Raw genomic sequence first — 26,094 nt, 5'->3', positions numbered from 1 at the left:
CGGCCTGTCTTTGGTAGGTAAACCTGCCAGCAAAGGTAGGGGTGGACTAGCGGCTTTTATCTACCAAACCTATCCTCCCGGGTTAGCACCAGATTCAGTTTCATTGGGCTTAGCCGGCGGAGAAACGTTGATCTCTTCAGGAAGTGCAGGTTGTTTGCCGAATTCAGTCCGGTAAATCTTCAACAATAATCCGAAATAAGATAATAACAGTGGCCCGAAAATCAGCCCCATGATCCCAAACAACTTCAGCCCGATGAGCACTCCAAAAACGGTGATCAGGGGATGGACATCCCCAATTCGTTTCAGAAGTGTAAATCTCAGTACGTTATCCGCTCCGCCAACAACCACAAAACAATAGACAGTCAGGGCAATGGCGTCGGCCGTATGCCCGGTTGCATAATGCACAATACAAATAGGGACCCAGACGATCATAGTTCCCACCGCCGGGACAATGGTTGCGGCCCCGGTAATCAACCCCCACATTAACGGGTTACTCACCCCGAAGAACCAATATCCCAGCCAGGCAAAGATTCCCTGAGCCAGGGCCATCAGCGGGATACCCAGGGCATTCGACCTCACCATCTGATCCGTTTCAATCCAAAGGTTCTGAGCATTTTTGTTGGACATGGGCAAAAAAATTCTCACCCGCCTTTCCATCGTCCGGGCATTGACCTGCATAAAGTACAAAATAAAAAAGGCCGTAACCACGTTCACGAAGATCTCGGCGATTGAATTCAGGATACCGGGGATATAGGTCGTTACTTTCTGAAGCTGATTCATCAGGTTTTCCTCAGACAGATTTATCCGGTTCAGCAGGGGCTTACTCTCCAGGAATGCCTTGAGTGAATCAAACTTTTGGATGATAATTTGTTTGTTATCGATTATTGATTTAAACTGAGGAATCAATACTTCAACGAGGATCCACACGGATGCGGCGATCAGTACCAGGGAAATGGTCATCAACAGGATGCTAGCCAATGATTTGTTCCATTTCCGCTTTTCCGTAAGTCTGAAAAAAACATCCCTGAAAAGTATGTACAGGGTTATAGCGCCCAGAGCACCGGGGATGAAATATTTCAGATTAAGCAAGATAACAATCCCGGTTAACACGATCAACAGGATCAATAATACCTGCCGTATAACATTGCTACTGATTCTTTCCATTTGAGTGTTTGCGAAAATCTATATTAAATATAGAAAAAAGCGTTAAATGTTGCTAATTATCCTCAGAATTCCCTGAAACGGGGATTACATTTGCATGCAACGCGGGGCCAAAACTGCAGATTTTAAAGTGATGTAAAAGAAGGCCCCGTATTGGATTTTGCGGGATAATTTCGTAACTTCGCTGTATGTGGGGGTTGCCAGTAAATATTCTGGATTATTCATTACACGCATCAGGCTATTATCTTATATGTTAATGGCCGTTTTACGATTTGCCGACTCTTTTATTTGACTAAATAACTTTCAAAAAATATCTTGTCATGTACAACGACAACACGCCGGTTGTTCTTTGCGAGGAAGACTACAACAGATTATCAAAATTACTGGAAGGCAGAACCCTTAAGCCCAACGATGAGATGACGCTCGCTCACGAAATCAAGAGGGCCATCGTAGTACGCAACGAAGCATTCCCGGTTAATACCATCCGGATCAATTCATTTGTTAAAGTAAAAGACCTGGAAACCAACCGCGACAAGGAATTCCAGATCGTCATGCCTTCCGATGCCAATATCAGGGATCGGAAGATCTCAATTTTCAGCCCTATGGCAGCTGCCCTCATCGGGTTCCGGCTGGGCGATGAGGTGACGTGGGAAATGCCTTCCGGCCTGAAAAAACTAAAGATTATCGAAGTTGTTAATGTTTAAAAGTAATTGCTGACGGGGCACTGTTCCTTCTAATCGGCCTGACACGCCTAAAATGTCACTTTCGAGGATAACATTCCCGTAATATAATAATCATGCAAAAATATTATCGCCGATCCGCCAGGGGCTGGTTATACGTATGGCCGGTATCAATACTCCTATGCCTTTCGGGGTTTACTTCTGTAGTGATGGCACAGTCTTCAGCGGTGGAACATAAACCATTGCGTGTCGCCATTGCAGGGCTCAGCCATGATCACGTGCACGGATTTTTGGGTAAAAAGAATTGGGAGGGGATTGAACTGGTGGGTATTGCTGAGGCAGACCAGGCGCTGGCTGAAAAATATTCGAGGCGCTACGGGTTCCCCATGAGTCTGGTCTCTAACAACCTGCAGGAAATGATTGACCGTGTCAAACCGGACGCTGTCCTGGCTTTTAACAGTATTTACGGGCATCTGGAAGTGGTGGAGCGATGTGCGCCTAAAGGAATTCATGTCATGGTGGAGAAACCACTCGCTGTGAGCGTGGAACATGCAAAAAAGATGGTATCCCTCGCGAAAAAATACGGGATTCAGCTCATCACTAACTACGAAACTACCTGGTACGGAAGTCTCGAAAAGGCTCATCAGCTAATCCAGGATCAGCATCAGTTTGGAAAGGTGACCCGTATTCAGTTTCATACCGGCCACAGAGGCCCGGTAGAAATCGGCTGCAGCCAGGAGTTTCTGTCCTGGCTGACTGACCCCGTATTGAATGGCGGCGGGGCCCTGACAGATTTCGGATGTTATGGAGCTAACATAAGTACCTGGCTAATGAATGGTGAAAAACCAATAAGTGTAATAGCCGAGACCCGCCACTTTAAACCTGCCATATACCCAAAAGTGGATGATGATGCAACCATTATATTGGCCTATAAAGATGTGGAAGTGATCATTCAGCCTTCCTGGAACTGGCCTTTTAACCGGAAAGACATGGAATTATATGGCCAAAAGGGAGCTATCTTTTGCCAGGACGCAAGAAATATGATGATCCGGACTGCAGAGAATGAGCAGCCCGGTACATTCCGGGCAGAAGAGCTGCCTGAGCCACGAAATAATCCATTTACCTATTTTGCCGGAGTGATCAACGGAAGCATCAGACCGGCGCCTTATGATCTCTCTGCCCTGCCTAACAACGAAACCGTGGTCAGAATCCTGGAAGCTGCCAGGTATTCAGCCCGGACGGGGAAAAAGGTGATCTGGAAAGATTTTTTCAACAACCAGTGATAAAATTCATAACCCGTGCTGATCGACCAGGTAGACCAGCGCGGCCAGGTTAACGGCTCCCAATTCCAGTTCCCGCTTGTTTACGGTTTCAAAAACGTCTCCCCTGGAATGATGGACATCAAAGTATCTTTGAGAATCGGGCAGTAGCTCGGCAAGCGGAGTATTCAATCGTCTCTTCAACGGCTCAATATCGGTACCTCCCCCGCCACGTTCCAGATCGCCGGCGCCGTATGGCTTCAACAGAGAGGCCCATCCCATGATCTTATCAAACTGTGCGTCCGCACAGGAAAAACTGAACCCTCTTGGCGTGAAACCGCCCGCGTCTGACTCAATCGCAAAAATGTGATTCTCCTTGTTTTCCACAGCTCTTTCTGCGTATTTATTGCCACCCCGGGTGCCATTCTCTTCATTGGCAAAAAGTACAAAACGGATAGTCCGCTGCGGAATATACCCAACAGCTTTAAGAGCTCTCATCACTTCGATCGTCTGTGTAATTCCAGCGCCATCATCGTGGGCACCCTCCCCATTATCCCAGCTATCCAGGTGTCCGCCGATCGTAATATATTCATCGGGATACCGGGAACCTTTCCATTCCCCAATGATATTATGCCCGGGAACGTCAGGCAGAAAATGAGCATTTGTCTTTAATTGTATCTGCAAAGCTGAACCGTTTCCCAGCGTCTCTGCCAGCCAGTCGGCATCGCGCAAGCCTATTGCCAGCGCAGGGTGTTTGGGGTACGCACTGTCATATCCTGTGGCGCCGGTATGTGGGTTGTTGTCCACACTATGACTCATGCTGCGAACAATGGTCGCCACGGCGCCATATTTTGCTGCAGAGGAAGTTCCTAAAGTGCCGCGGTATTTTACTGCATCGCCATATGCCTGGAAAGTTCTGATAAATGTAGAATTAAACTTATAATTGTAAAAAACGATCTTACCTTTTACCTGATCCTTCTTTTTCTCCAGATCGTCAAACGAGTTGACCAGCAGTACCGGTGCTGTCAGTGTTTTTCCGCCTGTTCCAATAGAGTTGCCAAGCGCCACCACATCCAAAGTCTTCTTGCCCATGCCGGGAATCAGTGCCAGCGCTTCATCTTTTCCGCCCCTTACCCAACGCGGCACCATACATTCCTGCTTGAAAACCTTTTCGCATCCCGCCTCCTGCAACGCACGGTAACCCCAGTCTTCAGCCTTGTACATGCCGGGTGATCCGGCCAATCTGGCCCCGATCGTCTTGGTCAGCACGTGCAGATTATCATATGCCTTACCACGCAACAGCACTTCATCTGCGAGCTTTCTGATAAAAATTTCGTCGGGGTTCTGGCCAACGGCCATCAAGCCGATCGCCAGAAATAAAGTTGACAGGATGGCGCCCAAAAATTTCTTATGCATACGGTAAAGTTAGCTAAATGCGTATTGCGTCAAAAGTTGTTCCCGCGAATTTTTTTCCCGGCAATCGTGTAACCAGAAAGCGGATCGAATGTAAAACTATCCTATACCGGATCCAACAGAAACGGCCCCGTAAGAACAGGGCCGCTTATATCATTTAAACTTAGGTCTACTTTACAAGCTTCAACTCTTTGATAATATTGGATGCACCACCCAGCTTGTCGATACACCAAAGTACGTAACGGATATCCACGTTAATAGTCCGGTTTAGATCCTTATCAAATGCCAGTTTGTGGCTAAGTGCTTCATAATTCCCATCAAATGCAAGACCCAGCAGCTCGCCCTTTCCGTTGATGACCGGCGAGCCTGAATTCCCGCCCGTTATATCGTTATTCGTAATGAAGCAAATCACCAGGTCTTTGCGGGTAGCATCAACATATTGACCGAAATCCCTGTTCTTTAGAAGGTCCACTTGTTTTTTTGGCAGATCAAATTCATAGTCGCCGGGAACATATTTTTCAAGGATACCTTTTGATGTGGTCACATAATCATAATAGACAGCATCCCTGGGTTTATAAGGTTTCACGCTGCCGTAGCTTACCCGCATGGTAAATGTGGCATCCGGATACATCTTTGCTGCCTTTCCGGGATTCATCGCCATGACCCCTTTTAGGTACAACCTGCCGAATTCATTGTTCTTTGCGGTGAAATCTTGAAACAAGGGCAGGTATTTGCCCGTGTAGTTAGCAATAAAGGCATTAGCATAGGCAAATGCGGGATCGGCTGCCAGCGCAGCGGCGGTTGGATTTTTGACAAAAGATTCCCACTTGCTGTTATCAAAAATCATGGTTTGGCTAAACAGGTCCGTTGCAAATTTTTTATAAGTTTCTTCTTGCTTCAGATCCCCGTATTTTTGGCCGAGTGACTGGTAGAATTCACCGGGTTGCTGATCTGCGGGCAGCTCTTCGTGGAACATCCTGGTGGCGGTCGCAAGAATTTTTTCATCAGAGGTCTTGTCTTCACTCCCCAGGAAGCCCTTTCGCCTGGCATCAATGGCCGTGATCATACGGCTAATCTCATCTTTGGGGGCTCCGTCTCTTATCGCTTTTTCCAACTGAAGCAATGTCGAAGTAAAAGCGATTAGCGGAGAGCCCATGATACCTTCATTCAAATAGACGCGCAGTTTTGCATAGGGCCTCCAGGCATCGTATGCTTTGGACCAGTCGGTAAATATATTTTCATATTCCTTCTTACCCTTTGCCCATTCCATGAATTTCTTCTCGGCGTTCAGTTTCTGTCCGTACACGTCGTATTTCAGTAATTGTTTGGTTTCACCATCATAAAATTTCCAATAGTTGGCGATACCGGCATAGCTCGAGGCCAGTTTCAGCTTGATAGCCGGATCCTTTTTCATATCCTCAAACATATACTTCAGTCTCATATCCCTCAATTTCACCAATGTCGGGTTATTGATATCTGTAGCCAGTTTAATTCCATCGGCGGATTCATACCGGTTAGTGCCGCCAGGGTAACCCCAGATCATGGCAAAATCATTCTCTTTGACACCCTTCAGGGAAATCGGCAGGTACCATTTGGGTTTCAGGGGAACATTGGCGGGGTCGTAAGCGGCGGGTTGGTTTTTCGCGTTTGCATACACCCTGAAGATAGAGAAATCGCCGGTATGGCGGGGCCATTCCCAGTTGTCGGTGTCACCTCCGAACTTACCCACACTTTCGGGCGGTGCGCCCACAAGCCGGATATCCTTATAGATCTGGTATACAAATGCCAGGAACTGATTGCCTTTAAAGAGCGGGCTCACCCGGGTTTCGATGCTCGCGTCAGCATCGCTCATGCGCTTATTGATGGCGGCCAGCAGCTCACTCTGTTTGGCGACTCTTTCGGCGCCCTTCAGATTGCCCAGGCCGGTCATCATTTCCTTGGTCACGTCTTCAATCCTGAGCAGGAACTGAACGGTCAGGTTTGTTTTAATCTCTTCACTTTTACTGCGCGCATAGAATCCGTCCCGCAGGTAATTATGATCCATCGTGCTGGCGGCAGCAATAGCCCCGTATCCACAGTGATGATTTGTAAATATCAATCCTTCGGGACTTACAATTTCGCCTGTACATCCCCCACCGAAAATAATGATCGCATCCTTCAGGGAGTTCTTGTTAACACTATACAGTTGCTCTTTTGTAAGTTTCAATCCTTTCTTCACCATATCATTATACACCTGCTGTCCCAGCAAATTAGGGAGCCACATGCCTTCGTCGGCTATGGATCTGAAAACGATTGAAAACAACAGGAAGAAAACCAGCAATCTCTTTTTCATCTTGTATTATTTGTGTTTAAAATAAATTTCGCTTGGTATAAAATTGCAGCACGCAAATGTACAAGAAAAAAAAAGGGAGAGAACAAGAATGTTCCACTCCGTTTTTTACATGAGAATAATTTTAACCGTTTTTTTCGGTCGTGAATTGACCTCAATCTGTTTAGATATCAGCCCGCCTCATTTTTGATATCACGCTTGTCTCTCCCTGCGAGTCTACCAGCACTCTGACCCAATATTTTTTACATTTCAGCGTGACGTGATAATTGGTGACACCCTGCCCTGAAACTTCCGTCACTCCCCAAATTTGTTCGCCGTGGCAATATTTTTCTTTCAGGTTATACAGAATGCTTGCGGGGAGATGGTCTTCAGCGTAGTAACGAATGGTTCTGAGTAACTTTCCGTCGTTGTCCAGAAAAGCGCGTGTCTGGATATTCTCCATTTCAAACACAGCCTCATAGACGTTTTTGTGGGTGGTCCATTGTACATTTTCCGCCTGTTTAAAAACCTGGTTGAATGTTTTGAGTGCCTTTTCGTTCACGGTTGGTACCGAAGTTGATGCCATCACCTGTGTCCCCAGGAAAAGAATGGCAACGAGAATTAAGTGTTTCATTGTTTTGCAATTTTGAAATTATTTAATTTGATCAGCTATTCAACACAAAACTAGATGGCAGGAATGCTCCTTGCAATACATTCCGGGTAAAAGACCTGATTTAAACAGGTGAACTAACGATTTGACAGGTTGACTGGTGTTTTCCAAATAGGTTTTGCGCCTTGCTGCCGTCTATATATAAATCGTAGATTCCCTTTAAATGTTACAACATCAACACTTTAAGAAATATCGCGTATTCTAGGTATGCGGTTGTTGAGGAGGCGTGGAAGAATTACGAATGTTCAATGACAAATGTTTAACGACGAACTACGAGTGGATATCGAACGATGAGACTATTGTGTAAAAATGCGGTCGCTTTTTTATACATTGCACTGAAATAAACAGGAATATGAGACCAGATACTAAAATAATTCATGCCGGTGTTGTTCCCGACCCCTCTACCGGTGCTATCATGACACCTATCTTCCAGACCTCCACCTATGTTCAGGAAGCGCCGAATGTCCATAAAGGATATGATTATTCACGGGCGGGAAATCCTACCCGCACCGCGCTCGAAAACGCATTGGCGGCCCTGGAAAATGCAAAGTATGGACTGGCCTTCAGCAGCGGCGTGGCCGCAACCGATGCAGTGATCAAACTATTGAAACCAGGCGATGAAGTAATTGCAGCAAAAGATATGTATGGCGGCACTTACAGGCTGTTTTCGAAAATCTGGGAAGATTTCGGCATCCGGTTCATTTATGCCGATACGACTAACCTGGCAGAACTGGCGGGACTAATTACACCTGACACAAAACTTTTCTGGATTGAAACACCCACGAACCCCCTGATGAATATTACAGATATTGAGGCTGTGGCCGCACTGGCGAAAAAAGCCGGAGCACTGATGTGTGTCGACAACACCTTCGCATCACCTTACCTGCAGCAGCCTATTTTACTTGGCGCTGATATCGTGATGCATTCTGTAACCAAATACCTGGGCGGTCACAGCGATGTGGTCATGGGTGCATTAGTCATGAACAGCCCCGAATTGCGGGAGAGATTATTCTTTATACAAAAAAGCTGTGGAGCCGTCCCCGGCCCGATGGACTGCTTCCTCGTACTCAGAGGTATCAAAACTCTCCATGTTCGTATGCAGCGGCATTGCGAAAATGGCAGAAAAGTAGCTCATTTCCTGGCCAAAAACGACAAAGTAAAAAAAGTGTACTGGTGCGGTTTTGAGGATACGCCCGGCTACGCAATAGCCAAGAAACAAATGCGTGACTTTGGAGGTATGATGAGTTTCGAACTTAAAGATGACTCCATGGAAGCAGCCATCAAATTGCTAACCTCCACAAAAGTTTTCGCGCTGGCCGAAAGTCTGGGTGGCGTCGAATCCCTGATCAATCATCCGGCAACGATGACGCACGCCTCCATCCCAAGGGAAGAAAGAATCCGGAACGGATTGAGCGATTCGCTGATCCGGCTAAGCGTTGGCATCGAAGATGCCGATGACCTGATAGAAGACCTTGCACAGGCTATCGGTTAGAAAGCAGGCATTAAAAAAACGGGCCTCATCAGCCCGTCTTTCTTATTTTGATTCAATGTCATTTTAACTCCACGGTCATGACCGCATTGTTGAGTGCAGGAATGATCTGTACCGTTTTCACGGCCATTTTCTTTGCCGGATCAATCCAAAGCGTCGTTTTCTCGGCAGGATTATCAACACTGGAGACTTCTACTTTACGGCAGTTCACGCCGTTCAGTTCCTCACAGCCAAGAACATTCATTATGAGTTGCTTCGGTTTCATGGTCATTGCATCCATGGTATAGAAGGACGTTTTATAGTTATCTGTCAATGGCAACCTGGCCAGGATCATATCCATTCCTGCACCATCCTGTATCAGGGCACTTTCCACCTCTACCCGCTGCTCTTTTCCCATTGCGCTCACCAGCACCGCTTTGCCGTCTTTTTTCATGTTAATCTTTACCGGCCCCTGCTCCATTTCACGGCTGAGGAAACCGAGGCCCGACTTGTCCAGAACCATCTTGTCCTGCATGGTGCCCATCGGGGTGGTTGCTGCGTCGGAGATTTCCCAGGTGTCTCCCACGGCTTTTACAACCCGGTCTATAACCATATTGACGTCCTGGCCCCCTACCGCAATATGAGAGCTATACTTGTAGTTTCCATCTTTGAGATCCGGAGTAAGTGTAGGCAGGCTTCCGGCCGCTTTGATGGATGGCTTTGCAACCAGCTTCACACTGCCGACATCAACCGTCAAAGCTTTCAACCTGCCTGCCACCTCTTCAGTCATTCCTTCCTGGTATCTTGTACCTATGTGCTGCGCCAAAAACTTTTCAGCAGCGGCAAACATGGCCAGGTTGTTGACAGGTTTCGCAAAGCCATGACCTTCATCGTCTGCCAGAATGTATTCTACCGGACGCTTGAGATCACGCAGCGCGACAACAATCTGATCGCTTTCGGCTTTTTTCACTCTGGGGTCGTTAGCACCCTGAATGATCATCAGGGGCGCCTTTATTTTATTGGCTGAGAACAACGGACTGGCTTCCCGGAGCAGCTTCTTGCCCTCTTCAGTGCTCTCATCACCCATACGCAGGGTAAATATTTTGCGACCTGCTTCCCAGTAAGGTGGGATTGTGCCCAGCAAGGTAAATAGGTTGCTGGGCCCTACAATGTCCACACCAGCCGCATAAACATCGGGCGTAAAGGCCAGCCCTGCAAGTGTCGCATAGCCACCATAACTTCCGCCCATAATAGCCACCCGTGACGAATCGGCTATGCCCTGGCCGATCAGGTACTTAACACCCCAGGTAATGTCATCCTGCATTTTTTTGCCCCATTGCAGATTCCCGGCGTCGAGGAATTCTTTCCCATAACCGGTGCTGCCTCTGAAATTAGGCGAAAGCACGGCGAAACCACGATTCGCGAAAAGCTGTGCCATGCTGTTAAAGCCCCAGTAATCCCGGGCCCAGGGGCCGCCATGAGGTATAACCAGCAACGGTAATTTTTTCGCGGCCTGTTCTTTTGGCAACGTCAGATAAGCGGGTATTTCAAGACCATCGCTGCTTTTATACCGGATGGGTTTCATCGGACTGAAATACTTCTCAAAAGGCTTCATTTTTGGACGCGGCACGTATTGTTCAATGATCTTTTTGTTATCCCTGTCAAAGAAATAAACGGTGGCAACCCTGGTATCACCGGAGGTGGAAAATAACATCTTACGTTCGTTGGCCGTCATGCTGCTAATGCCAACCTCTGCTCCGGGGAATTTTGTTTTCAGGAAATTATAATCACTTTCAAAGTCCTTGTCCCTGAAATACAAACGGGGCTTGTCATCAAAGTAAAAGGTGTACACCAACTGATGGGTCACATCACTGAAGAAAGCTGATTGCAGATCGACTCTTTTTAGAGGATCCCGTTCTATGTCAGTTGTAGCGCCTGTCTCCGGATCCATCAAAACCAACTTACTCAGATTTACCGCTTTTCCTTTATTAGTCTCTACGTACAGTTTTGAATTGTCTTTGGTAAAGGCGAGCGGTCCGGCGGATTCAAGCGGAGAAACTTCATATATTTTCTTAAAGCTGTTATCCTTTACCCGCAGGAACTCGGTCGATCCGTCTTCGGGATTTCGTATTGCCAGCCGGGGCGTCTCATCCCAGTCGAATACCCAACCACCAATGCGATCCTTATTTTCATTCAGCAGCGTGAGTTTCCCACTATTGATCTCAAGCCTGTACAAGTCGTGCCATTTAGCATCCCGGTTATTCAACCCGATCATCATTATATCAGGATCTTTTTTGCTGACCATGTAGATCATCACCCTGGCGCTGTCGAAAGGCGTCAGGTTACGGCTTTCTGGGATACCGGTAGTAGCATCCGCAGAAGCGGCTGGTGAAACTGCATAGATATTGTAATTCTCGTCCCCGCCTTTATCCTTGGCATATACAATATATTTACCATCCATCGTCCAGAAATAACCGCTGGAAGGCCGCTCCAGATTTGTCAGCCTGCGCGCACTACCGAAAGGCTCATCAAATTTTTTAACCCAGATATTCAGAATGCCGTTATAGGCTTTTAAAAATGAAATAAATTTTCCGTCAGGGCTAAGCTGACCACCGGCAATTTCGGGATTGTCAAAAAAGATCGCGCGGTCAATAATTGGAATCATATTAATTTCTTTTTTAGATTTAGTCTGTGCGGTTGCAGTTAAAGCAAGCAGGCAGACAGCAGTTACCAACAAGCTGTAGTTTTTCATATTTGGGATTTTGAGCGCGTAAGTTATGAAAAAAGACACAATTATGAAACCCGTTTTTCGGATTGAAAGTGCTTATCAAATTCTTCCATTTTAGAGGCTTACCAGGTTTACTCATACCGGCCTAAATATTAAAAGTCTTTTGTTACCCTTGTGATTGTGCCGGCACTCGGTGGTTTACCCCTGTCATACGAAACATTAAAACGCGTTTTAATGTTTGTCTATTTAGCTTTATTTCGCGAACTTTCGGGGCTGGAGAGGTCAAAGCAAATGGATACAGATAATGAAGATGCGCTGAAGGAATTTTTAGACAGGAAGGCCACCTACTTTGAACAGCCGTCATTTATTGACCTGGATCCGATTTCTATCCCGCACCGGTATGACAAACAACAGGACATTGAAATTGCGGGCTTTTTTGCGGCCATCCTTGCCTGGGGAAACCGCAAGAGCATTATTGCGTCCAGCAACCGGTTGTTGTCTGCTATGGACAATGCTCCTTATGATTTCATCATGAATTTTTCCGAGCCTGACCTGGCGGCTTTCCGGGGTTTTGCCCACCGAACCTTTCAGGCAGCAGACCTGTTTCATTTCCTGGATTTCTTACAATATCATTATCGGACGCGTGGGGCGCTTTCTTTAGAGACAGCATTCACGGGATCGCTGCAGTCGGGGGAATTGACGATCGAAAAGGCACTTACCGGCTTTCACCGGTATTTTTTTGATGAGACTATTTTTGGAAACTACCTCCCACGCACCCGAAAGCATATTGCTACGCCCGAAAGAAACTCAGCTTGCAAGCGTTTAAATATGTTCCTGCGATGGATGGTCAGGAGTTCTGAGCGGGGAGTGGATTTTGGTCTTTGGAAATCGATCCCAGCGAATCTGCTTATCTGTCCGCTGGATCTGCATTCCGCCCGCGTAGCACGACGCCTGGGATTGTTAACCCGCCCCTCCAACGACTGGAAAGCAGCGCTGGAACTGACTTCCAGGCTCAGGGAATTTGATCCGGAGGATCCTGTAAAATATGACTATGCTTTATTTGGGATGGGTGTTTCAGAAAAATTCTAAAATAACTTATGGGATACGAAACGAAGTTAGAATCCCCCGGTCCTGCTGGTCTGGTATTTGCTCAGCCCAGGACAATTTGACGCAGCTTCTGGATCAATCAGTATATAATAGGTTGGGATTTTCTTCGTCAGCCATTTGTCCAGCTCCCGGTTCTTTTTTTCGCTCAATGCATAATCTGCAATTTTGCTGTAATCGTCCTGGAGGTTCATACGGTGCGCTTGTGACCTGGATTTCAGGTAAACCAGCCTGACGCCTTTTTTCCCCTGCTCGTTGACAAAAGTCACCGGTTGTGAAATATCTCCCACTTTCATATCTTTAATCGTGGTGACCATGTCTTTATCGAGGTTGTCGATATTTACGAACGAGGAGCCATCCCGGCCCAGGATGAAAGGTCCAGTGTATTTTATAGATTCATCATCACTGTATTTGTAGGCTGCATCTTTGAAGCTGATTTTCTTTGCCTCAATATCGTTCCGGACTGAATCCAGCTTGGCTTTAGCCCCTGCAATTTCCAGGTCGGTCACCGGAGGAATCCGCAGGATCATCCGTACTTTGGCATCATCGCCCCGTCTGTCTTCCATTTGTATCAGGAAAAAACCAAATTTGTTGGACTTAACTGGCAGGGATATCTCACCTGGTTTCAAACGGAATGCTGTGGAAAGAAAGACAGGGTCCCAGGAATTTTTGTCTGATCGATTGATCTCGTAACTTCCCCCGCGTTCGCGGCTCCCGGGGTCTTCGGAAACTTTTCTGGCTACGGCCTCAAAAGTTGTGGCACCGGACTCAATCTGTTTCCGGTAATTTATCATTTCATTGTAGATATAATCCTCCACATCCTTCACAGCCTTGGGAAACAGGGTAATTTGCCCAATTTCCAACTCTGACTCCAGGAAGGGCAGGCTGTCCGTCGGAAATTTTTCAAAATACGCTTTTACTTCAGATGGCGTGATCCGGACATTCTCCACTACTTTTTTGTGCATTGCATCGGCAAGCAGTTGTTCTTTAACCATCGGGCGTGAATCATCCTTTAACTGATAAACGGTCTTCCCGGCTACTTCTTCCAGTGCCTGAGTACTTCCAAAATCCATGATCCAGCGGCGAACCCTTAAATCCAACTGGGCTTCCACTTCATCATCAGACACAGGAAGCGAATCTTTTTCAGCCTGCTGCGCCAGTACTTTCGAGAGTAGGGAGCTTTCCAGGAAGTGACAACCTTCCTCCGGGGTTATCTGCGCACCCGAACGGGCAGCATCCGCGAGTGCATTCTGGATATCCGATTTTAAGATGATCCGGTCTCCCACTACACCCAGAATTTTATCGACCAGTACCTTATGCGACTGCCCCTGAGCTCCGGCCTGACCGAAGATCATCAGAAACAGCAGACAAAGTACTATTGAATTTCTAGTCAATTGAAACATGTATCAAAATTAATTCCGCGACGATAACGTTTTGTTCGGGGGGCGGTATTTAACAAAATAATAGACAATAATGCAACAATAATCTGAATGTTTTACCAGCCTGTTACAGGGTTCTCTTTACTTCTTCAAGCTCGTAGGCTTCCACCACGTCGCCCTTCTTCACATCGCTATAATTCTTAATGGTCAGACCGCATTCCATTCCTGCCTGCACTTCTTTAACATCATCTTTAAACCGTTTCAGGGATGCCAGTTCGCCGACAGCTCCTTCCTGGGTAGGGAAAATAACGATACCATCCCGGATCAGGCGCACTTTCGAATCTCTCTTGATCTTGCCGTCGAGCACGTAACAGCCTGCCACCACGGCCTTATCAAACCGGAATACATCCCTGACTTCCACATTCGCCACGATCTTTTCACGAACGCCTGGTTCAAGCATGCCTTCCATGGCACTTTTCACCTCATCGATAGCCGTGTAGATGATTGAATACATCTTGATCTCGATGCCTGCGCTGTCTGCCAGCCGGGAGGCCTGCGTGGACGGCCTTACATTAAAGGCTATCACGATTGCATCGGATGCTTCTGCCAGAACGATATCACTTTCGTTGATCTGTCCCACACCCTTGTGAATCACGTTCACCAGGATCTCTTCGGTAGAAAGTTTCTGGAGGGAGTCGCTCAACGCCTCAACTGAACCGTCCACATCGCCCTTGATGATCACGTTGAGTTCCTTAAAGTTACCCAGTGCCAGCCTGCGACCGATCTCATCCAGCGTAATATGTTTTTTAGCGCGCATACCTTGCTCCCTGAGTATCTGTGCCCGCCTGTTCGCGATTTCCTTGGCTTCAGCCTCGTCCGCATAAACCCTGAATTTCTCACCGGCCTGCGGTGCGCCATTCAGTCCAAGTACCAGTGCCGGATCCGAGGGGCCTGCGGTCTCCTGTCTCTTGTTTCTTTCATTGAACATGGCTTTTACTCGTCCGTAATATTGGCCGCTCACGATAATATCACCATGATGCAGGGTTCCGTTTTCCACCAGGAGGGTGGCTACGTATCCGCGGCCCTTATCCAGGGAAGCCTCAATGATCGTTCCGGTTGCTTCGCGGTTCGGGTTGGCTTTGAGATCCAGCAATTCTGCTTCCAGCAGGATTTTCTCGAGCAATTTATCTACGTTCAAACCTTGTTTGGCTGAAAGCTCCTGGCTCTGGTATTTACCGCCCCATTCTTCCACCAGGATATTCATCTGTGAAAGCTGTTCATATATTTTTTGTGGATTGGCGCCGTCTTTGTCGATCTTGTTGATCGCGAAAATCATAGGTACGCCTGCTGCCTGGGCGTGACTGATCGCTTCCCTGGTCTGTGGCATCACTGCATCGTCCGCCGCAATCACGATCACGGCTATATCGGTCACCTTGGCACCCCTGGCACGCATAGCAGTAAAGGCTTCGTGGCCCGGCGTATCCAGGAAAGTAATTTCTTTACCACCTTCCACCTGGACCCTGTACGCGCCGATATGTTGTGTGATACCCCCGGCCTCACCTGCCACTACATTCGCGTTCCGGATATAGTCTAGCAGTGAAGTCTTACCGTGATCCACGTGACCCATAATCGTTACAATAGGGCTGCGAGGAACTCTTTCACCATCATCCTCATCTTCTTCCTCTTCATCGTGCTCCATTTCCATTTGGGTTTTCATATCGATGAATTCCACATCGAACCCAAATTCCCCGGCCACCAGTTCAATCACTTCGGCGTCCAGCCGCTGGTTGATAGACACCATGATACCAAGGCTCATACATTTGCTGATAACATCGGTGAAACTCACGTCCATCATATTGGCCAGTTCACTCACACTAATGAATTCCGTCACCTGTAATTTATTGTCCTGGGCTTCTTCGTTCATTGCTTCCGCGGCTTCATGTCGTTTGTCTCTCCTGGCTTTGGCTTTCATGGCTTTTTGTCTTCCGCCACCTGCTCCGCTAAGCTTAGCCTGGGTTTCGCGGATCTTCTCCTGGATCGCTTTTTCGTCGATTTGTTTATCCTCCCTGTGCGGGCGTTTACGATCGCGGAACTTTCCACCGCGCTGATCGCCAGGCCTGTGACTTCCTCCGCCGCCACTGCCGCCGTGGCCAGTGCCGGTGCGTCTTGCTGCCGGATCGGGTTTCACTTCTTTTGTCTCGATAGGGATACGTTTTCTTTTCCTTTTTTCTTCTCTTTTTGGCCTGGTTCCGTTTTCCACAGGTAGCTGTATTTTCCCCAGAATCTTGGGACCCTCCAGTTTTTCAGCATATATTTTCAGGAGTTCAGGCTCCGCTTCCGCGGGTTCTTCGGCAGGAGGAGCAACTTTTGGTTCTTCCTTTTTTTCTTCTTTCACTGGCGCCGGGGCTTGTTCGGGCTCTGCCTGGGCTGCTGGTGCTTCAGCCTGGGCCTCTTTCTTAGCTGATTTCTTAGGTCTTGTGGAGGAATCGATAGACGACAAGTCGATCCTGTCGAGTACTTTCGGCCCTTCGATCTCAGGGGCGTCAATCTTGAGATCAACGGGTTCTTCCGGCGATTCAGGTGCGGAGCTTTCTTCCTGAGCAGGTGCGGGCTGCGGCGTTTCTTCAGCAACCGGCGTCTCGCGAGGAGCGGGCGTTACCTCATCGGGTTGCGGCTCTTTCTTTGCTTCCTTTTCAGCCTCAGGTTTGGCAGCGGGTTTTTCTTCTTTACGGAACGTAATCTCCTCATCTTCCTTTCTTTTCTTCGCATCCGCGCCCAGACCTTTGGGAAGATCCACCTGATCGCTTTTGACCTTGGCGGCTTTATCACCTTGAAATCCCTGGTGCAAAGAATGGTACATTGGTTCAGTCAACTTGGAAGAGGGTTTCAGATCATCTCTTGAAAATCCCTTACTTACCAAAAAGTCCACAAGGGTCTCCTGACCAATGTTAAATTCCTTGGCTGCCTGTAATAATCTCGGAAGTTTTATTTCTGACATAAATAATATTCTCTCCAATTCCGCATAATACGGAATTATTTTTAATCCTGTTGCCTGCTAGCTGTCCGGCGGCGGCGTTATTCCCGGTCCAGTTCTTCCTGGAGGATCCGCCTCACTTCATTCACCGTCTCTTTTTCCAGATCGGCTCGTTTTTCCAGTTCTTCAGGGGCTATTCGCAGAACACTGCGTGCGGTATCGCAACCCACATTCTTCAGGGAATCGATTACCCACTCGTCGATCTCATCTGCAAACTCTTCCAGATCCACATCAAACTCTTCTTCGTCGCCGTCAGTGTCGCGATAAACATCCAGTTCGTATCCCGTCAGCTCTGAGGCAAGTTTAATATTTACCCCACGTTTCCCGATGGCGAGTGACACCTGGTCGGGTTTCAGGAAAATACTGGCATGTTTGTTTTCTGTATCAAGACTCATGCTGCTGATTTTAGCCGGCGTAAGTGAACGCTGGATGAGCAACTGCGTGTTGGTCGTCCAGTTGATAACATCAATATTTTCATTCCTGAGTTCTCTTACGATGCCATGGATACGGCTTCCCTTCATGCCCACACAGGCGCCAACCGGATCAATCCGGTCGTCATAGGACTCCACAGCCACCTTGGCTCTCTCACCCGGTTCCCTGACGATCTTTTTGATGACAATGAGACCATCGAATATTTCAGGAACTTCAATTTCGAGCAATTTGGCCAGAAACTCAGGCGAAGTTCTGGACAAGATGATTACCGGATTGTTATTTTTAAGATCCACGCGGGTTACTACCGCCCGGATGTTTTCACCTTTTTTGAAATAATCCTGCGGGATCTGTTCGCTTTTGGGCAGGATCAGCTCATTGCCCTCCTCATCCAGCAGCAGGATCTCTTTGTGCCAGACCTGGTAAACTTCGGCGCTGACTATTTCGCCCACCCGGTCTTCGTATTTTTTGGCGAGGAAGTTCTTTTTCAGGTCGCTGATACGGCTTGCCAGGGTTTGTTTGGCAGCCAGAATAGCCCTGCGTCCGAAATCGATCAGGTCCACTTCTTCATACAATTCTTCGCCTACTTCATAATCGGGCTCCAGCTTTGCAGCTTCCGAATATTCAACCTGGGCAAGTGGATCTTCTACGGCGCCGTCGTCAACGATGATCCTATGTCGTACAATTTCCAGGTCACCCTTTTCCGCATTTACGATAACGTCAAAATTTTCGTCACTGCCATATTTCTTCCGGAGGAGTGTTTTAAACACATCCTCCACCACTTTCATCAGGGTGGGGCGGTCTATATTTTCCGCGTCTTTAAAATCCTGGAATGCTTCAATTAAATTAATACTTGCCATATGAAGTACAGTTTATCTTTTGTCGCAGTGCTGACACTGTTTCAGAATCTGATTTGAATTTTTGTTGTTTTAATATTTTCGAATAATATATGATGTTGTCTGATTTCCAACTTTTTTCCTTTGCCGATAGTCTCCTCCAATCCTACCCCCTCATCTTCAACGGTTAACAGCTTTCCTTCAACCTTTTGGCCGTCTGCCAGGATCACTTCCAGCCAGCGCCCGATATTGCGCAGGTACTGGCGGTGGAGTTTCAAAGGCTCATCCAACCCCGGCGAGGATAGCTCCAGTGAAAAATCGCCATCGGGAAACCATCCCAATTCTTCAATCCTCCTGTATAAAGAACGATTATACCCTGCCAAATCGTCTATACCTACCCCCTGGTCCCCATCAATAAATACTTTCAGGTTATTCGTGGGTTTGACCTTGACATCCACCAGAAAAAGATCCGGACGTGCGCTCAAAAGTCCGGCGACCTCCTGCTGAACTGCAGCTATCATTTCTTCTTTGTTCATATACCTATATAAAAGAAGGGAACGCCTTCCGTTCCCCCTTTCTCAATTTCTGGTGCAAAACTAGTAATTTTCGCTCAAAAAACAATTTTTTTAATACGAATTTAATAAGTGCGGTTTAACTGCCATAGCGCGGGACCTCCGCCCGAGGGGCCGCGAAGGAATCATTTTCCTTCTTTCTGGGTTAGCTTTTTGTTTGGCTACCGACATTACCACCGTCCCGGGACCGCTGAACAGGGGTCAGCAAACTTATTTTATTCGAGTCCTTTGTTGAGGAAACCAACCAAAGGCCTGAGGGTAAGAAATGCTTTGAGTGCTTTTTTTGTGAGCCGGGGCGATGTCAGCTCTTCATCGGAAACAGGGGTCAGCGAATCTGCTTTATTCAATTCCTTCGTTGAGGAAACCGATCAGGGGCCTGAGGGCAAGAAATGCTTTGAGTGCTTTTTTTGTGAGCCCGGGTGATCTCAGCTCATCATCGGAAACAGGGGTCAGCGCAACAAAACTCTTGAATTTCAGGTACTCTGCGGCGGGATTGTCGGGTTCGTATCCCTTGGGGACCCTTGTCAGGAGCTGGCCGTCTTCGGCTGATAAATTTCCGTAGATCTCCCGGAACGGTCTGGCTTTGATGATTTTTTCAAACGAAGGCAGATTATAATCTATTTCCTGCCTGATATTTGCGAGCACCCCTGGTTCCGGCATCCACAGTCCACCACCGGTGTAGCTTCCACCCGGTTCGCAATGAAAATAGTATCCGGCCTTTATCGATTTTTTCCCTTCGGGATTGATATAAGCGCCGAAATTCGTCTTGTACGGACTCTTGTCTTTTGAAAAACGAATATCCCGGTTGATGCGGAAAAGGCAGTTCTTGGCCTGAATGGGTGCAAAAACAGGTTCTGATTTTCCAAACTCCTGAATAAGACCCTGAATAAAGTTTGTAAAATCCTGACGGGCGTTTTCATAGTTATTCCGGTGGGCCTCAAACCAGTTTCTTTCGTTGTTTTTCCTGAGTTCGCTGAGGAATTGGAGGGTGGAAGCTTTTAACATGGGGATGAAAATCAGATTTTATGATTCGGGAAAGTTTTTGTATCTTCAGAGGATGGCTGGTTGTTGTTCAACAGATTGCTGACCGGAACATTTTACAAATTCAGGATCCGTTAAAAACCGGCTTTCTTTTTTCGAGAAAGGCGGCGATACCTTCTTTTGCGTCTGCGGTGACGATCAGCTTCCCAAATGTTTCTGCTTCAAAATGATAGCCTTCACGACCAGGTTCAGTGGCCAGGTTCACCGCATCCAGGCAGCCTTTGACCGCCAGGGGAGCTTTCGTGGTGACCAGCTCGAGGATCGACAGTGTCATTGGAATCAGTGAACCGGGCGGCACCACATGATTGACCAATCCGTAATTGAAGGCGGTGACCGCATCGATCATATTACCGGTAATCATCATTTCGATGGCCCTTCCTTTGCCAATGAGCCGTGTAAGCCGCTGAGTGCCGCCGTAGCCGGGGATCAGGCCCAGGTTGACTTCCGGCTGGCCGAACTTCGCTTTTTCACTGGCCACCCTGAAATGACAGGCCAGTGCCAGTTCACAGCCACCTCCGAGGGCAAATCCGTTAACAGCTGCTACAATAGGTTTGGGCGACCCTTCAATTTTCAGAAACAGTGTTTGTCCTTTTCTGGATAGTTTGGCGCCCTCGTCCGCGGTCAATCCCCCAAAACCGCCGATATCAGCGCCTGCGATGAAAGCCTTTTCGCCAGCACCGGTAATAATTATCGAACGAATCTGCGGATCGCCTATCGCGTCGTCGATGGCCGTATTGAGGGCTTCCATCACGTCGCTGTTCAATGCGTTCAGTTTATCGGGGCGGTTTACCGTAAGTATCCGAATCTGATTCTTTGTTTGGGAAATAATGAGAGCGTCATTCATTTTGCTGCTTTTCGCAAATCTAAAGAATTACGCGATTCAATTACGAATGGTCAATTGCGAATTACGGATTACGAATTACGAATGATTTTTGAAGAAAAGGGCTTTATTTAGAGAGCCCGTCTTCATCATTTCCAATTCTTCCAGCTACCAATGTTCAGCGACGAATTACGCGATTCAATTACGAATGGTCAATTGTGAATTATGGATTACGAATTCCGGCAATAATTTGTAGCGAAGCTTTGTATACAGCAAGCTAGTTAATCCAGGCCGTAAACCCGGCAAGGCAAAACACTCGTTTTCGTCGTGAAAAAAAACCAAGATAAGATCGTTATTATCACCGGATGTAGAAATTTTTTAACAAGATCAGGCGATCCTATTATGGGACACCCAATCCTTGATATAGACATCAATGTCCTGCGTATAGGTTCCCGGAATAAAGATCCTGCCAACCCCCATATCCAACAGCTTTTGGGCATCCTCCCCCGGGATTATACCACCTCCAATTAACAGCACATCATCCATATTTTTTGCCTTCATCAGCTCTATCACTTTTGGAAATACAGTCATATGGGCACCACTCAAAATGCTGATGCCGATCACATCCACATCTTCCTGCAAGGCTGCATTGACCACCATCTCTGGGGTCTGCCGGAGGCCGGTATAGATCACTTCCATACCGGCATCCCGAAGGGCCGTTGCGATTACCTTGGCTCCCCGGTCATGACCATCCAGCCCTACCTTGGAAATTAAAACTCTGACAGGTCTGTTCATATACAGTTTTGGCTGCAAATTTAACCGTTTCTTCATTGAAATATTCTTTCGCTGACATATGTATTTAATCATGTTCCCTTACCTCCGTTAAATGGAACCGGCCCGGGATACGATGCAGGCCCGTTTCCCAAAAGGCAGTTACCATCACGGGTTCGCGCCATTTACCCAAAACCGCGGTCTTCACAAACACCCGGGACCTGACTCTTTTTCTTCGCGATGCCGGCTTTGGGCGGTTTCAGGGATTGTCAAAAAGTTACGCTACCCGCTGAATATGCTATCTATCCGACGGACACGGTCTTCGGCAGGATAAGCCGCTAAATCCTACATTTGCAGCAAATCAATCGCGTGCAGTATTCCAGATTCATCCTGTTTTTTTTGTGCCTCGCATGGTTAGTGTCCTGTAAACAGGTGACCGTAACAGAAAAAGTGGTAAATATCCCCCGGCACACCTGGTATAAAAATCAGCCGGTACGGTTCCGGATCGAGGTCAGAGACAGCGCAGAATACGATCTGTTTTTTATTTTCAGGCACAGCCAGAAATACCCCTATACCCATATACTTACGCACCTAAAGGTCCTGGATTCCGTCGGGAACCCACTAGCGGCGTTGTTTCTAAACGCACCACTTGTTAAAGCAGACGGCAGCTGGTCGGGCGACAAAATGGAAGACCTGTATGACCACCGGATGCCGGTCAACCACCCGCTGGTGCTGAAACCGGGCAGCTACCGCTTTATCCTCAGGTCGGACATGAACGATGATCCCCTCCCCTACGTACTTAATGCTGGAATAGCTCTTGTACCTCGCATTAAAGACGGTATCGTGCCCTGATCTCGGGTTCTTAGTACACATTGACGGTATCTATTAAGCCAGGCATGACAGTTTTTACCTGATAAAGCCTTAACTTTCATCATGCGATTGAAACGAAAATCCAGGTCCCGAATCACGTATGTTATTTTTTGGTTATTATTAACCTACATTGTTGCCGCACTGGTATGGTGGTTTATTTCATTGAGGGAGCAGAATGATGACATGTACGCCTATAAATTACATCAGGCAGAATTAAGACTGCAACAAAGTTCCGATTCCTCGCTGTATAAATCTGAACTGGCAAAAGCCAGATCAGCATTCAAAACAAACCGCGTGAAATATTCGGGCGAAGGCATTGTTTTTCTTGGGCTGATCCTGGTGGGAGCTGTATTTCTGTTTCGTTTACTGCGCAGGCAGATCGTATTGCAGCAACAGCAACAAAACTTTATGATGGCTGTTACCCACGAACTGAAAACACCCATTGCAGTGGCCAGGCTCAACCTGGAGACCATGTTGAAATATGAACTGGATCCTGACAAGCGATTAAAAATTATCCAGATGACGCTGGACGAGACTAAAAGGCTTGATTTTCTAACCAACAATATCCTTGTCTCTTCCCAATTGGAGACAAGAGGTTACAAAATTAACCGGGAGGAGATCGACTTCTCACTATTATTAAGGGACCGGCTTTCGGAATTCAGGAGTCGATTTCCCGACAGGTCGCTGAACGGAGAAATTGATGAGGACGGGGAAGTTAACGGGGATCCTCTGCTGCTTCAGATACTGGTCAATAATTTGCTGGAGAACGCTATAAAATATACCGACAAAGAAAGCCAGATTAACGTTCGGCTGGAAAAAAGAAGCTCCGGTATTATTTTGAAAGTGATGGACGAAGGGCCGGGCGTACCGGATGCAGAAAAGAAAAAAATTTTCAGAAAGTTTTACCGCGTGGGAAATGAAGCCACGCGAAAAAAACAGGGAAGTGGCCTGGGGCTCTACCTCTGTTACCGGATCGCGAAAGATCATCATGCTGACATTTCGGTGACAGACAATCAACCAAAGGGAAGTATTTTTGTTGTTGAGTTTAAAAAGTAAATGAAAAGGCAGGTGAAGGAAAGCCGGGCAAATATACTGTTGGTGGAGGACGAAGAGAACCTTCACGAGGCACTGAAACTAAATCTGGAACTGGAAGGATATGAGGTGACGTCAGCGTACAACGGCATTGAAGCCGTTGACGCCGTAAACGGTGAATATTTTAATCTCATCATCCTGGACGTGATGCTCCCTGAGATGGATGGGATTTCTGTCGCCGAGACTATCCGGATACGGAATAATGAGGTACCCATTCTGATGCTGAGCGCGAAGAATACCAGCGCCGACAGGGTTTTAGGTTTGAAAAAAGGCGCGGATGATTATCTGACCAAACCTTTTAACCTGGAGGAATTACTGATCCGGATCGGGAAGCTTATAGAAAAAAACCTGAGGATACAGGATAAAGTCAGCATGGGCAATTCTTATACTTTTGGTGATAATATCATCGATTTCAAAGCTCAGGAAGCGATAACCCGCACCAGGGGTAAGATCCAGCTCAGTAAGAAAGAAGCCATGTTACTGAAGCTTCTTATTGAAAATAAGAATGAAGTAGTGCCCCGCGAAAAAATACTGCAAGCAGTATGGGGATATAACGTGTATCCCACTACCCGCACCATTGATAACTTCATCCTGAGTTTCAGAAAATATTTCGAAGAAGACAGCCGCAATCCGAGGTACTTTCACTCCGTGAGGGGCGTGGGCTATAAATACAGCGAATAAAGACGGAAAGACCCCGCAAATCAACAGGCCCGCCTGACTGCCCCGTAAGTATCACCATTTAGTGATAAATGAAGAGACAAGTTCCAGACTATAAAGCAAAAGGAGGTTCAGACCAACTGCCCAACTCACTTCATTGCCTGCTGACATTTTAAGATCATCTCTCTGATTTTTTTTCTCTCTCCTTCTGTTGCAATTTCAAGTGTGAGGGCCTTTTGATACATGGCCAGTGCTTTGCTGTATTCCTTACGCTGATAAAGGGAATGGGCAGCAACTACATAACTATTGTAATACGCGGGGTTCTCGGCCACGAGGCTGTCAGCCTGAACTGCCACGCCATCCGCCGCACGCTGCACATTTTTCCGGTATTGTTCAAACCGCTGAAACGGCATTGTATAAATAAAACTGTCTGCCGGGACTGTTTGCGAAACCTCGTTAATTTCCTGGTTTTTTTTCATTCCTTCCAACGCAAATACCTTGTTCAGGTCGTAACAGATAAACTGCCCCATTTGCCAGGGCGATGTGGATACCCAGACCAGCCGTTTCTGTGGTTCAAACACGATCGCATGGTGGGCAATAAACTGGTTCACCGCTTTCTCGTTGCCGAGCCCGATATCGGCATTATTCAATCCCCTGTAATCGCGCAATACCCCGATGGTCTTTTCCACCGTATTTTGTCCCTTCTCCGCCAGCAACTGTTGCAGCCGCTCATACCGGTACAGCGAGGCGCTTTGTTTCATCTGCTCCGCATTCTTCGTGGTATTCCTGAATTCTTTACTTTGAAAGTGATTAGTACAAAGGATTTCATTACTATTCGGATCATAGACGGCAACTGAGTCGGGGGTCTTTTCAATCAGCACGGCCTTATTGTCCGCTGCGGAGCCTACCAGGAAAGATTCCGAGACAAACATCTTTCTTTTTTTGGCAATAGCTACTGCTTCGCTGATATTCCCGGCATACTGTACGATCTCGCGCGCTACCAGTGATACCGGCGTAGCAGCACCTGTGGGAATATCACTCTTCGCCGCGTTAATGGTAACTGTCAGTCCCTTTTCATTCATCCCCGAAACCACACCAATAAAACCGCCCCAGGTCACACTCATGAATTTATACCCTGCTGCCGGGCTTACAAATTCAATGATCTTGTTTTTCGCGAAATCATCTCCCACATAAAAATCAAAATTTCGTCCGATGATCAGGGAGCTGTCTGCAGACGCCGCACCCCAGGTGCCAAACGATGTACATCCCACCAGCATCATGTTCTGCAGGGCGTGACCAATGTCGTGGGCCGAGTGATAATTGAGGATGCGCTGGTACTTGCTGCCAATATACCCATAGTTGTCGGAGGCCGAGAACGACATCCCGTAAATTTCGTCTTTATATTCGGGCAGTACATAATCCGGGAGACTCCGGTTAAAAAACCCGATAAAATATTTCAGAAAATGGCGGTAGAAACTGGAAGGTATGATCTTGTTGATGGCTTCGCTGAAGTAATCCTCCTGTTCTTTCACCAGCTCGCCGGATAGCTTACCTGCAATAACACCCCGTTCAAACGGCTTACCTTCTACAAATAATTCATACAGACCTGAGTTGGATTTCCGGAACCAGTTGCCGTTGATGGCATACAGACCTGAGTCAGGTTGCTGCCTTTGCAACTGCAGGCTACTCTCATCCCTAATGTTTGGCGGGCTGACCTTAGACGCCCAGACCACATAGCCCACAAGTGCCGCGAGCAATAAAAATATCACCGCCAGTACCCTCAGCAGCCTTCTCAAAAATCT

Annotated in this window: 20 protein-coding genes; 7 read left to right on the top strand and 13 right to left on the bottom strand. The window is 47.3% G+C overall.

Annotated features, from left to right (window positions below):
- Positions 1-69 precede the first annotated feature (69 nt).
- Positions 70-1,164 (bottom strand): AI-2E family transporter, encoded by a 1,095-nt coding sequence (locus tag AC3WS5_RS04250; protein WP_492465997.1) that lies wholly within the window; start codon positions 1,162-1,164, stop codon positions 70-72.
- Positions 1,165-1,481: 317 nt separating this feature from the next.
- Between AC3WS5_RS04250 and AC3WS5_RS04245 the strand changes: the two genes are divergently transcribed.
- A complete protein-coding gene (locus AC3WS5_RS04245; protein ID WP_492465996.1) occupies positions 1,482-1,865 on the top strand; it encodes a GreA/GreB family elongation factor in 384 nt (127 codons plus the stop codon).
- 92 nt (positions 1,866-1,957) lie between these two features.
- Positions 1,958-3,124, top strand: coding sequence for a Gfo/Idh/MocA family protein (locus AC3WS5_RS04240; RefSeq protein ID WP_492465995.1), 1,167 nt, complete (start codon positions 1,958-1,960; stop codon positions 3,122-3,124).
- Positions 3,125-3,130: 6 nt separating this feature from the next.
- On the opposite strand, the gene AC3WS5_RS04235 is transcribed toward AC3WS5_RS04240, so the two are convergent.
- The 3 genes from AC3WS5_RS04235 to AC3WS5_RS04225 form a co-directional block, all read right to left on the bottom strand.
- Positions 3,131-4,516: a M20/M25/M40 family metallo-hydrolase gene (locus tag AC3WS5_RS04235; protein WP_492465994.1), complete on the bottom strand. Its 1,386-nt coding sequence runs from the start codon at positions 4,514-4,516 to the stop codon at positions 3,131-3,133.
- A gap of 166 nt (positions 4,517-4,682) precedes the next feature.
- The gene (locus AC3WS5_RS04230; RefSeq protein ID WP_492465993.1) at positions 4,683-6,845 is read right to left on the bottom strand and encodes a S46 family peptidase; all 2,163 of its coding nucleotides are present in this window, start codon (positions 6,843-6,845) and stop codon (positions 4,683-4,685) included.
- Between the two features lie 160 nt (positions 6,846-7,005).
- Positions 7,006-7,455 (bottom strand): hypothetical protein, encoded by a 450-nt coding sequence (locus AC3WS5_RS04225; RefSeq protein WP_492465992.1) that lies wholly within the window; start codon positions 7,453-7,455, stop codon positions 7,006-7,008.
- A 388-nt stretch (positions 7,456-7,843) separates the two neighbouring features.
- Here AC3WS5_RS04225 and AC3WS5_RS04220 point away from each other — a divergent pair, with 388 nt between their 5' ends.
- Entirely contained in the window at positions 7,844-8,983 is a 1,140-nt protein-coding gene (locus AC3WS5_RS04220; protein WP_492465991.1) for a cystathionine gamma-synthase, read from the top strand.
- Between the two features lie 58 nt (positions 8,984-9,041).
- On the opposite strand, the gene AC3WS5_RS04215 is transcribed toward AC3WS5_RS04220, so the two are convergent.
- Positions 9,042-11,711, bottom strand: a complete 2,670-nt coding sequence (locus AC3WS5_RS04215; RefSeq protein WP_492465990.1) for a S9 family peptidase — start codon at positions 11,709-11,711, stop codon at positions 9,042-9,044.
- Positions 11,712-11,921: 210 nt separating this feature from the next.
- Between AC3WS5_RS04215 and AC3WS5_RS04210 the strand changes: the two genes are divergently transcribed.
- Positions 11,922-12,776 carry a TIGR02757 family protein gene (locus AC3WS5_RS04210; RefSeq protein ID WP_492465988.1) on the top strand — a complete coding sequence of 285 codons (855 nt, stop codon included), beginning with the start codon at positions 11,922-11,924 and terminating at the stop codon, positions 12,774-12,776.
- Between the two features lie 26 nt (positions 12,777-12,802).
- Here the strand turns inward: AC3WS5_RS04210 and AC3WS5_RS04205 are convergent, their stop codons facing one another.
- The 7 genes from AC3WS5_RS04205 to AC3WS5_RS04175 all read right to left on the bottom strand — a co-directional run bounded on the left by AC3WS5_RS04205 (position 12,803) and on the right by AC3WS5_RS04175 (position 21,697).
- Positions 12,803-14,194: a peptidylprolyl isomerase gene (locus tag AC3WS5_RS04205; protein WP_492465987.1), complete on the bottom strand. Its 1,392-nt coding sequence runs from the start codon at positions 14,192-14,194 to the stop codon at positions 12,803-12,805.
- Positions 14,195-14,297: 103 nt separating this feature from the next.
- Positions 14,298-17,168, bottom strand: a complete 2,871-nt coding sequence (infB, locus tag AC3WS5_RS04200) for a translation initiation factor IF-2 (RefSeq protein WP_492465986.1) — start codon at positions 17,166-17,168, stop codon at positions 14,298-14,300.
- Between the two features lie 77 nt (positions 17,169-17,245).
- On the bottom strand, positions 17,246-18,493 hold the full coding sequence (gene nusA / locus AC3WS5_RS04195; protein ID WP_492465985.1) for a transcription termination factor NusA: 1,248 nt from the start codon (positions 18,491-18,493) through the stop codon (positions 17,246-17,248).
- Positions 18,494-18,534: 41 nt separating this feature from the next.
- On the bottom strand, positions 18,535-19,005 hold the full coding sequence (locus AC3WS5_RS04190) for an LSm family protein (protein WP_492465983.1): 471 nt from the start codon (positions 19,003-19,005) through the stop codon (positions 18,535-18,537).
- Positions 19,006-19,380: 375 nt separating this feature from the next.
- Complete coding sequence (locus AC3WS5_RS04185) at positions 19,381-20,046, bottom strand: DUF2461 domain-containing protein (protein WP_492465981.1); 666 nt, start codon at positions 20,044-20,046, stop codon at positions 19,381-19,383.
- Between the two features lie 100 nt (positions 20,047-20,146).
- Positions 20,147-20,926 (bottom strand): enoyl-CoA hydratase/isomerase family protein, encoded by a 780-nt coding sequence (locus tag AC3WS5_RS04180; RefSeq protein ID WP_492465980.1) that lies wholly within the window; start codon positions 20,924-20,926, stop codon positions 20,147-20,149.
- Between the two features lie 363 nt (positions 20,927-21,289).
- Positions 21,290-21,697 carry a cobalamin B12-binding domain-containing protein gene (locus AC3WS5_RS04175; protein WP_492465979.1) on the bottom strand — a complete coding sequence of 136 codons (408 nt, stop codon included), beginning with the start codon at positions 21,695-21,697 and terminating at the stop codon, positions 21,290-21,292.
- Between the two features lie 327 nt (positions 21,698-22,024).
- Here AC3WS5_RS04175 and AC3WS5_RS04170 point away from each other — a divergent pair, with 327 nt between their 5' ends.
- The 3 genes from AC3WS5_RS04170 to AC3WS5_RS04160 all read left to right on the top strand — a co-directional run bounded on the left by AC3WS5_RS04170 (position 22,025) and on the right by AC3WS5_RS04160 (position 24,316).
- Complete coding sequence (locus tag AC3WS5_RS04170) at positions 22,025-22,525, top strand: gliding motility lipoprotein GldH (protein WP_492465978.1); 501 nt, start codon at positions 22,025-22,027, stop codon at positions 22,523-22,525.
- A gap of 81 nt (positions 22,526-22,606) precedes the next feature.
- A complete protein-coding gene (locus tag AC3WS5_RS04165; protein WP_492465977.1) occupies positions 22,607-23,599 on the top strand; it encodes a sensor histidine kinase in 993 nt (330 codons plus the stop codon).
- Complete coding sequence (locus AC3WS5_RS04160) at positions 23,600-24,316, top strand: response regulator transcription factor (protein ID WP_492465976.1); 717 nt, start codon at positions 23,600-23,602, stop codon at positions 24,314-24,316. It abuts the gene before it with no gap.
- Between the two features lie 125 nt (positions 24,317-24,441).
- Here AC3WS5_RS04160 and AC3WS5_RS04155 read toward each other — a convergent pair whose 3' ends face one another.
- A complete protein-coding gene (locus AC3WS5_RS04155; protein ID WP_492465975.1) occupies positions 24,442-26,088 on the bottom strand; it encodes a C45 family autoproteolytic acyltransferase/hydrolase in 1,647 nt (548 codons plus the stop codon).
- Between the last annotated feature and the right edge of the window lie 6 nt (positions 26,089-26,094).

This window comes from Niabella sp. CPT15-335-S11, assembly GCF_058792415.1.
Note: the sequence above shows the minus strand (reverse complement) of the source record. Positions and strands in the feature narration are given on the sequence as shown.